This is a genomic window from Desulfuromonadales bacterium (assembly GCA_035620395.1).
GTDB lineage: Bacteria > Desulfobacterota > Desulfuromonadia > Desulfuromonadales > DASPGW01 > DASPGW01.
The window spans coordinates 1-9,049 of the sequence record DASPGW010000072.1; the positions used below are offsets into that span (position 1 = coordinate 1).

Consider the following 9,049-nt stretch of genomic DNA (forward strand, 5'->3'; position numbering starts at 1 on the left):
CTATGCCGCCGTCGATCTGGCCATCCATCAGTTCGTCGAAGTCTCCACCCTGCGCGACGAGGTGGCCAGTCTCAAGGAAACCCTGGAATCGCGCAAGATGGTCGAGAAGGCCAAAGGGGCGCTGATGAAGAAGGGACTCTCGGAGCCCGAGGCCTACCGCAAGATGCAGAAGATCGCCATGGACAAGCGCAAGAGTTTGAAGGAAGTGGCTGAAGCGATCTTATTGATGGAATAGACGAAAGGCCCGAGGCCCGAGGCAAAAGGCAAGAAAAAACCGGAATCTTGTTTTTTTTTGCATTTCCCTTTTGCCTCGGGCCTCGTGCCTCGAGCCTGCCCCATGATGAACCTCTGCAACCTCCCCCCCTGGGCGATCGCCTCCCGGCATTTCAACCGGCATCCGCAGCCGCTCGAAATCCAGGGGGTGCGCCGCGCCAACCGCCTCCTGTTCGAGCGGCTCGACGGCCTCGCCTCGCCCGACGCCCGCGGCGCCCAGTTTCACGACTACATGGACGTCACCTTCCAGCTTCACCAGTGGGAGCGGGAGACCTCGGCCAGGGGGCGCAAGAGCCTGAAGAACAGCTACCTGCGCTTTCTGCGCGGCTGGATGTTCGAGTCCAACTCCCTGGAGGGGGCGGTGCTCAAGGGGTGGGTGGAGAGCCGCCTCGGCCTGCCGCCGACCTTCCACCGCGTCCCGATCGAGGATATCCATTCCGAGGCGTATTTCCGCTACACCATCGACCGCATGCAGGGCTCGGCCCGCACCAGCGCCATCAACGCCCAGCTCGACCTGCTCTACGAGTTCGTCCAGTATGAGCTGTGCCGCCGGCATCCGCAGACCTCGCACCTCAAGCTCTGGCGCGGCATCCACGACTTCGCCGAGCACCGCATCCTCGAAGAGCAGGGGAAGGGCCGCTGCCTGCTGCGCCTGAACAATCTCAACTCCTTCACCACCGATTTCGAACGGGCCTGGGAGTTCGGCAGCCGGGTGATCGAAGCCGAAGTCCCCCTGCCGAAGATCTTCTTCCGCGGCGACCTGCTCCCCTCCTCGCTGCTCAAGGGGGAAGGAGAGGTGCTGGTGATCGGCGGCGAGTTCGAGGTCAAGGTGCTGACGGGCGGCTAGAAGCCGAGGCCCAAGGCCCGAGGCCCGAGTCTCGGGTTCAATCTTGTGAGAAGAGATGAAAACACCCCCTGTCGAAACGAACGAGGTCATGCGTCGGGCCCAGGCCGCCTTCCTTGGCCTGGCCGTCGGCGACGCCCTGGGGGCGACCACCGAGTTCATGATGCCGGGGGAGATACGGGCGAAGTACGGGGTGCATCGCAAAATCCGCGGCGGCGGCTGGCTGCACCTCAGGGCCGGGCAGGTGACCGATGACACCGAGATGTCGCTCTGCATCGCCCGCGCCCTGACGGCAGCCGGGGGGTGGGACCTGGACGGAATCGCCCGGCAGTTTGCCGCCTGGCTGAAGGGAAATCCGCGGGATGTCGGCGCCACCTGCCGGCGGGGCATCCGCGACTTCATGGTCAAGGGCCAACTGGAAACCCCATACAACGACTGGGATGCCGGCAACGGTGCCGTCATGCGCATGGCCCCGGTCGCCCTCTTCAGCCTCGGCGACGAGGCGCTGCTCGCCCGCTGCGCCGTCGCCCAGGCGCGCCTCACCCATCATCACCCCCTCTCCGACGCCGCCTGCGTCACCGTCGGCCGCCTGGTCCAGCAGGCCGTGCTCGGCGCCGATCGCTTCGCCCTGCACGCCCTCACCCGCGAACTGGTCGCCGCCCACCCCAATTTCCGCTTCAACAACTACAAGGGGAACGCGACGGCCTACGTAGTCGACACCCTGCAGACCGTTTTCCACTACCTCTTCACCACGGGCGCCTTCGAAGAGTGCCTGGTCGGCGTGGTCAACCAGGGAGGCGATGCGGACACCACCGGCGCCATTGCCGGGATGATCGCCGGCGCCTTCTACGGCCTGCAGGCCATCCCGAAGGGGTGGCTGATGAAGCTCGACCCACAGGTGCGCCAGGAGGCGGAAGCGCTGGCGCTGCGACTGGTGCGCCTGTCGCCGTGCTGCAGGGAGGGAGCTGCCGCGTCCGGCAGTTGACAGAAGGGGCAAAGGACGGGACAATTCAGGCGGCGATTGCCTTCAGTCGGATACAGGGAGATGCCATGGATTTTGCCGCCTGCCGCCAGCAGTTTCCGATCACCCGGGAGTTCACCTTTCTCAACCATGCCGCCGTCGCCGCCCCCCCGCAGCCGGTGGTCGAGGCCGTCGCCGGCTTCCTGGCCGAATGTGCCGCCCGGGGCGGGCTCGACTATGGCCGCTGGCAGGTCCGCCTGGCCTGGGTGCGCGAGCGGGCGGCCGAGCTGATCGGCGCCGCCGCCGAGGAGATCGCCTTCCTGCCCAACACCTCGGCCGGTCTGGCGACGGTGGCCGAGGGGCTGAACTGGCGCCCGGGGGAGTCGGCGCTGGTCGCTGTCCCCGATTTCCCGGCCAACATCTACCCCTGGCAGCATCTGGAGCGCCGGGGGGTGGCCGTCCGTTTCATCGAACGGGACGCCGGCGGCCGCCTCGGTCCCGAGGCGGTGGCGAAAGCGCTGGTCCCGGGCGCCCGGCTGCTGGCGGTCAGCTCGGTCGATTACGTCACCGGCTTTGCCGCCGACCTGCCGGCCCTCGGGGAATTCTGCCGCCGGCAGGGGCTGCTGCTCTGCGTCGACGCGATCCAGAGCCTGGGAGTGCTCCCGCTGGATGTCAAGGCGTGCGGAATTCATCTGCTGGCGGCCGGCGGGCACAAGTGGCTGCTTGGGCCGATGGGCTCGGGCCTGCTCTTCGTCGACCGCGATGTCGCCGACCGTTTTGAACCGCCGCTGGTGGGGTGGAAGAGCGTCGTCGACGAGGAGAACTTCGAGCTGCATTTCGACCTGAAACAGGACGCCGGCAAGTTCGAGCCGGGGACTCTGAACCTGCCGGGGATCTTCGGCCTCGGCGCCGCCCTGGAGTTGCTGCACGCCGTCGGCGCTGCCGATATCCGGCAGCGGGTGCTGGCGCTCACCGACCGTCTCGCCGAGGGACTGCGCCAGCGGGGTCTGGAGGTCGTCTCCCCCCGGGGCGAATCGGAGCGCTCGGGGATCCTCTCCTTCCGGCCGCCTGCGGATGCCATCCACTGCTTCCGGTTCTTTGCCGACCGGCGGGTCGCGGTCTCCCCGCGCGGGGGACTGATCCGGCTGTCGCCGCATTTCTGGAACGACGAGAGCGATCTGGAGGCTTTTTTTACCGCCCTGGATGCGTTTGGGACGACCTCGAAAAAGGATTGATGACTATTGTCTGTCTGACTGGAACAGTGATTGCACCCCCGGACGACAGCATATTCACCGCTCTTCAGCCCTTCCAGGGGGAGAGACGATCCACCAGCCGCCGCCCGTTTTTCACTGCTGCCCCGGACAGTCTACTGCTCCCGGCGCGGATGGGTGCGGCGACTGGGGACGTAATCCCCCGCGGCGATGCGCTCGACTTCATCTTCGGCATGAATGTAGACAAGTCCCACATTGAGAACGCCGGCCACGGCGGCGATCGCCTCCACCACCCTTTCCATCCGCTGACTCGTTTCACAATCCAGAACGGCGACCAGGTTTCCCATCCCGTCCTCCCCGTGCAGTTCCACTTCCGGCATGTTCCCCAGAGGCGCTAGAATTTCCGGGCGCATTGCGGTATCGATCTGTATGACAAAGCCGCCTATGGGCATAACCATCCTCTTTCTGCGCTGGCCGAAGCCGGGGCGCGTCTTGCCTGCCGCGCCCCGGCGGGCGGTTACATTTTCACGATGAACGGCTTCAGCGCCTTCGGCCCGGAGACGCGCCGGATGCGGCAAGCGCTGATTTTGAACTCCGGCTCCTTCGAGCCCGGATCGAAGGCGTCCATCGTCACCTTGTTGATCATCCGCTCCTCGTCCATGTCGTGCCAGTAGACGAAGACCATCCCCGCCATCGGCCCCTCGATGACCTTGGCCGGGAAAGTCGTCTTGCCGCGCCGCGACTCGACTTCCACCATGTCGTTGGGGGCGATTCCCAGACGGGCGGCGTCCTTCGGGTTGATTTCGATGTAAGCGTAGGGGTTCGCCCGCATCAGGGCCGGGATACGCCCGGTCATGCTGGTGGTGTGCCAGTGGTCGACGATGCGCCCGTTGGAGAGGTAGACCGGGTACTCCTGGTCCGGCTCCTCCGCCGCGCCGACGTACTTGCGCTGCCAGATGTAGAGCTTGCGGTCGGCGTGCGCCGGACCGTAGAAGATGAAGGGCTTGTCGCTCCCCTTCGCCTCTTCGTCGGCCAGCGGGTCGAGACCGCGGACGAACTTCCTGACCGTGCCGCCGGTGCGGGCGTAGGCCTCCGTCGCCGCCGGCCACTGCACGCCGTCGGGCATCTGCCGCAGCACCTGATAGGTCGCGCCGCGCAGGTCGTTGTCGCGCCCCTTGGTCAGCTTCTGCGTGTACTCGTTCCAGATCGCCTCGGGCAGGGCGACGTCGGGCTCCAGCCCGGCAAAGGGCTCGACGGTTCTGGCGATCACCGGATCGCCAAGTTCCTTCGCCAGGCGCAGGGCCCACTCGCGGACGATCCAGACCTCCGGCTTGGCCTGGCCGGGAGCGTCGACCGCCTTCGGGGTGAGCTGGGAGCGGCGCTCGGTGCAGCCGTAGACGCCGGTCTTTTCGAAATGGAAAGCGGTGGGCAGGATCAGGTTGGCCAGTTCGGTGGTGCGGGTGGGAAAGATGTCGGTGCAGAGGACGAAGACATCCTCCCGCCGCAGCCCCTGGCGGTAGAGGTCGGCGTTGGGCAGGCTCTGCGCCGGGCTGGTGCAGTTGATCCAGATCGCCTTCACCTTCCCCTCGTTGACCGCCTGGAACATCGCCATGGTATGCAGCCCGGGCGCCGAAGGAATGCGGCCGCGGGGGATGCCCCAGGCGTCCTCCACCTGGTTGCGCGCCGGTTCCACTTCCACCGGCCGATGGCCCGGCAGAACATGGCAGAGGCCGCCCGCCTCGCGCACGCCGCCGCAGGCATTCGGCTGCCCGGTGAGGGAGAAGCTGTCCGCCCCCGGCTTGCAGAGCTGGCCGGTGAGCAGGTGCAGATTGTGGATCAGGTTGTTGGCCCAGACCCCCTGCTGGCGCTGGTTGATCCCCATGCACCACAGGCTCATCGTCCCCGCCGACTCGGCAAACCAGCGGGCGGCGGTGCGGATCACCTCAGGGGTGATGTTGCCGCCGCAGATTGCCGCCGTTTTTTCCGGCGTGTACTCGTCGAGGGAGGCGCGGAAGGCGGCGAGATCGATAGTGTCCCCCTTGCCCGCCTTGAAGACGCAGTAATCGCGGATGAACGCTTCGTCGTGCAGCTTTTCCTCCAGGATCACCCAGGCCATGGCGTTGAGCAGGGCGAGATCGGTGCCGGGGCGGAACTGCAGGTGGAGGTCGGCCAGGCGCGAGGTGGGGGAGATGCGCGGGTCGGCATTGATCACCTTGACCGCCGGGTTCTCCTGCTTGCGCTTGAGGAGACGGCGAAAGACGACCGGATGCGCCTCGGCCATGTTGCTGCCGATGAGGAAGAAACACTCGGCCTTTTCGATATCGGCGTAGGAGCCGATCGGTTCGTCGGCGCCGAAAGAAGTCAGGTAGCCGCCGACGGCGCTGGCCATGCACAGCCGGGGATTCCCCTCCACGTTGTTGGTCTGCAGCCCGCCGCGCATGACTTTCTGGAAGAGGTAGGTCTCTTCGGTGAGGCACTGCCCCGAGCCGTAGTAGGCGACGGCATTGCTGCCGTGCGCCTTGACCGCCCCGGCGAATTCCCCGGCGGCGATATCGAGGGCCCGGTCCCAGGAGATCGCCTGGAACGGCTGGTCCTTTCTGGCCCGGTAAAGGGGTTGGGTGAGACGGTCGGGGTGGCCGATCAGCTGATAGAAGAGGGTCCCCTTCATGCACAGGTAGCCCAGGTTGGTGCGGGAATCGGCGATGCCGCGCAGGGCCACCGGCTTGCCTTTGTTCAGTCCGAGCTCGAGGCGGCAGCCGGTGCCGCAGAGCCGGCAGGTGCCGGCCACCCAGGTTTCCGCGTCCAGCCCCTGGGCCAGGTTGCCCAGGCCGAAAGGCAGATTGATCCCGACATAGGAAGCAGCGGCGAGCGCGGCGGTTCTCTTGATGAATTCCCGTCTGTCCATGCAGTTCCTCCCCTTAATTGCCGGCTTTGAAGGTATGGGCCGGATGACATTGCCAGCAGGTTTTCCCTGCCGCATGCTCCCACTGCCCCGAATGGCAGACGGCGCAGGCGTCGAGGGAAGGTTCGGCCCGCAGGCCCTCGAAGGTGCCGTGGCACTGGTAGCATTTGACGGTGGCGATGCCGTGTCCCGACTGGTACCACTGCTGGTAAACCTCCAGGGTCTTCTGCGCGTGGCAGTCCTGGCAGGCAATCAGCATCTCCTGCTCGGAAAGGGCGGGATGCCCCGACATTCGCGGGCTTTCCGCCGATCGCAGCGCGCAGGCGGTCAGGGCGGCAACCAGGAAGGCGAAAAACATGCTGTAGAGAATGATCCGTTTCACGTGGGTTCTCCTCCCCAAAATGGAAATGCGTCAAGGACGGGGCACGGTCGCGGCAAAATGTCGAAGGGGTTCACTTCCAGCCGGCCCTGCCCGCGGCAGGCGGACAGGGCCGGATTTTTCCCTTGTGGCTTCCAGGTCTTACGAGACTCAGTTATACGAGGTCTTGAACTGCATTCCTTCCCGGGATTTCGCGTCGTAAACGCCTTTGGCTTTCCCTTCCTCGATCCACTGCCCCCTGAGCCCGTTCAGGAAAACCTTCTTCTCTTCCACCAGCTTGCCGAATGGCAGGCCGACGATCGCCTGGGCTTTTTCCTTGGTGGAAAAGTCGGGGGCTTCATAGTTGGCCGCATTGTATTTGGCCAGAACGCTGCGCAACTTCAGGCGGGCATCCTGTCCTTTGTTGATGGCGCTCCCCAGGACCCGAAGGGTCTCTTCCGGGGCGTGGAAGAAGGAACCGTGGGAGGCGATGGAGAAATCCCAGCGCCACTGGGCGTGCCGGATGTCCTGCAGAACCGGCTTCATCTCTTCTGCCGTCGCTCCCAGCTCCCAGGCCTTGCCCGCTTCGAGGTGCGCCTTGGCGAGGACGCTCATGGCGGTGCGGGAGAGTTCGTTCTTGCGCTCGAGCTTTCTCTCGACGGTGGCGCGGAATTCCTTTTCGGTCCCCTGGTGGCAGTTCAGGCAGGTGTTGGCGATATTCTGCAGCGGGCTGCCGACCTGGTGGCTGGAATACTTGACACCCCCTTCACGGACGTAAGGCATGTGGCAGTCGGCGCAGGAAAGCCCCTGCTTGCCGTGGACGCCGGTGACGAACATTTCATAGCCGGGGTGTTGGGCCTTGAGCATCGGGGTCTTGCTGATCGCATGCTGCCAGTCGGAAAACTCCCGCTGGTCGTAGTACAACTCCATGGCTTCCGCGGAGAGGCCGTTGTCCCACGGCAAGGTGACGACGTTCGCCGTTTTCTTCTCGCCCTTGGCGTCCGTCCACTCGGTCTTCTTGAAGTAGTATTCGACATGGCACTGGGCGCAGACCAGCGACCGCATCTCCTGGTGGGAGGCGTCCGCGTACTTCAGGCTGCCTGCGGCATCGAGCCCCTGTTGCAGGTAGCCGCGGGTCGCGGTCAGCTTCATCGTCTTGTTGTCGTGGCAGTCGGCACAGCCGATGGTATTGGCGACTTCGCCGCCAAACCGGGCCCACTTGCCGGTATAATAATCGAGTTCTCCGTTCTTCTCGATCAGCCGCGGGACGTCGGGGGATTTGCAGGTCCAGCAGGCCGTGGGCATCGGACCGGACTGGGCATCGACCGGGCCGCCGGTGCGCAGGGAATTGATGTTGTCCTCAAGGGCGTAATAGTGCCCGCGCGGTGCGTTGTAATCCTTGGCGAAGCCGTATCCCGCCCACATGACCACCAGGGCCGGCTCCTCCTTCAGCACATCCTTGATTTCATCGCTCTTGCGGGTCTTCATGTAGGAGTCGTACTGCCGCTGGTAATACTTGCCCCACTCGGAACTTCTCGACTCGAATTTCTTGATGTCCGGCACGGCGTTGATGGCCTTCTGGTCCGCCTTGTTCTCCTTGATGGAGACGACAAGCAGCAGCAGCGGGACCATGATGACGACCGAGGCGATGGTGACGATCCATGATTTTTTCATGATTCAATTCTCCTTTGTTGGGTGTCCTATAATTCCTTGACGCCGATATTGTTCTGCGTCGCCAGCAGATTCCTTGTCGTACCGTGGGGCAGACCCCGGTGGCATTCCCAGCAGGGACGATCCAGCGTCATCCGGCCTTTTTCGTGATACAGTTCGGCGTTGGCCAGCATCTGCGAGACGAGTTCCTGGTGGCAGGAGATGCAGTTGGCCTGAATTCTTTTTGCCGCGTTCCCTTTGATCCTCAGGTTGTTGCCGTAGCTGCCAAGGGTCATGGCCAGGGAATGATTGTAGCCGTCCCTGCTTTTTGCGAGCATCTTCTCGAGGAAGTTGTCCCTCGGCAGGTGGCAGTCCACACAGGTGGCACTGTCCCGGTGGGAGCTGTGCTGCCATGTCGCATAATGGGTATTCATGGTGTGACAATTAATGCAGACCTTCGGATTACCCGACAGGTAGGTCAGCACCCTGGCCTCATGCCCAACGAAGGCGGCCAGCCCGACCGCCGCCACGACGCAACAGACAGCCACGAATTTCATTGCGTTCCCGGTTTTCATAAGCAGCCCTCTGGTTGATTTGGGTTGACAGGTATCCCGTTTTTGCTTTCACGCCCAGGCTTTACTGTGTTTGCTTAGCAACGCCTGTGCCACAGGAAAAAATTAGCAATTTCTGGATGTTATATGATTCTTGCAGTAGCGCCTGTTACCAGGCAGTAGCATTTGCAATATTTAATGTGTTACCATTAAGTAGCGTTTGTGTTTTCCGGCAGCATTTTCCTCGGACAAAGGTCCCTCCATCATGCAGTTAAGAACAAAATTCATCCTGCTCATCG

At 63.8% G+C, this 9,049-nt stretch carries 9 protein-coding genes; 4 read left to right on the forward strand and 5 right to left on the reverse strand.

Translation table 11 applies throughout. The features are described from left to right. From VD811_04320 to VD811_04335, 4 genes are all read left to right on the forward strand, one after another. Positions 1–235 (forward strand): ANTAR domain-containing protein (locus VD811_04320; GenBank protein ID HXV20205.1); only part of this gene is annotated, 235 nt, incomplete at its 5' end. 102 nt (positions 236–337) lie between these two features. Beyond that, a complete protein-coding gene (locus tag VD811_04325) occupies positions 338–1,120 on the forward strand; it encodes an NAD(+)--dinitrogen-reductase ADP-D-ribosyltransferase (protein ID HXV20206.1) in 783 nt (260 codons plus the stop codon). Positions 1,121–1,175: 55 nt separating this feature from the next. After that, entirely contained in the window at positions 1,176–2,102 is a 927-nt protein-coding gene (draG, locus tag VD811_04330; GenBank protein HXV20207.1) for an ADP-ribosyl-[dinitrogen reductase] hydrolase, read from the forward strand. A gap of 65 nt (positions 2,103–2,167) precedes the next feature. Next, positions 2,168–3,313 (forward strand): aminotransferase class V-fold PLP-dependent enzyme, encoded by a 1,146-nt coding sequence (locus VD811_04335; GenBank protein HXV20208.1) that lies wholly within the window; start codon positions 2,168–2,170, stop codon positions 3,311–3,313. Positions 3,314–3,444: 131 nt separating this feature from the next. Here VD811_04335 and VD811_04340 read toward each other — a convergent pair whose 3' ends face one another. From VD811_04340 to nrfH, 5 genes are all read right to left on the reverse strand, one after another. Further along, positions 3,445–3,741 carry a chaperone NapD gene (locus VD811_04340; GenBank protein HXV20209.1) on the reverse strand — a complete coding sequence of 99 codons (297 nt, stop codon included), beginning with the start codon at positions 3,739–3,741 and terminating at the stop codon, positions 3,445–3,447. A gap of 65 nt (positions 3,742–3,806) precedes the next feature. Then, a complete protein-coding gene (locus VD811_04345) occupies positions 3,807–6,194 on the reverse strand; it encodes a nitrate reductase (protein ID HXV20210.1) in 2,388 nt (795 codons plus the stop codon). 13 nt (positions 6,195–6,207) lie between these two features. Beyond that, a complete protein-coding gene (locus tag VD811_04350) occupies positions 6,208–6,573 on the reverse strand; it encodes a cytochrome c3 family protein (GenBank protein ID HXV20211.1) in 366 nt (121 codons plus the stop codon). A gap of 147 nt (positions 6,574–6,720) precedes the next feature. Next, positions 6,721–8,223, reverse strand: coding sequence for an ammonia-forming cytochrome c nitrite reductase (nrfA, locus tag VD811_04355; protein ID HXV20212.1), 1,503 nt, complete (start codon positions 8,221–8,223; stop codon positions 6,721–6,723). Positions 8,224–8,249: 26 nt separating this feature from the next. Next, on the reverse strand, positions 8,250–8,756 hold the full coding sequence (gene nrfH, locus VD811_04360; GenBank protein HXV20213.1) for a cytochrome c nitrite reductase small subunit: 507 nt from the start codon (positions 8,754–8,756) through the stop codon (positions 8,250–8,252). Between the last annotated feature and the right edge of the window lie 293 nt (positions 8,757–9,049).

Bases quoted from the DNA above. Each gene is read 5' to 3' on its own strand.
- VD811_04325 (HXV20206.1), top strand. From the start codon at position 338: ATGATGAACCTCTGCAACCTCCCCCCCTGGGCGATCGCCTCCCGGCAT.
- VD811_04340 (HXV20209.1), bottom strand. From the start codon at position 3,741: ATGCCCATAGGCGGCTTTGTCATACAGATCGATACCGCAATGCGCCCG.
- VD811_04345 (HXV20210.1), bottom strand. From the start codon at position 6,194: ATGGACAGACGGGAATTCATCAAGAGAACCGCCGCGCTCGCCGCTGCT.
- draG (HXV20207.1), top strand. From the start codon at position 1,176: ATGAAAACACCCCCTGTCGAAACGAACGAGGTCATGCGTCGGGCCCAG.
- nrfH (HXV20213.1), bottom strand. From the start codon at position 8,756: ATGAAATTCGTGGCTGTCTGTTGCGTCGTGGCGGCGGTCGGGCTGGCC.
- VD811_04335 (HXV20208.1), top strand. From the start codon at position 2,168: ATGGATTTTGCCGCCTGCCGCCAGCAGTTTCCGATCACCCGGGAGTTC.
- nrfA (HXV20212.1), bottom strand. From the start codon at position 8,223: ATGAAAAAATCATGGATCGTCACCATCGCCTCGGTCGTCATCATGGTC.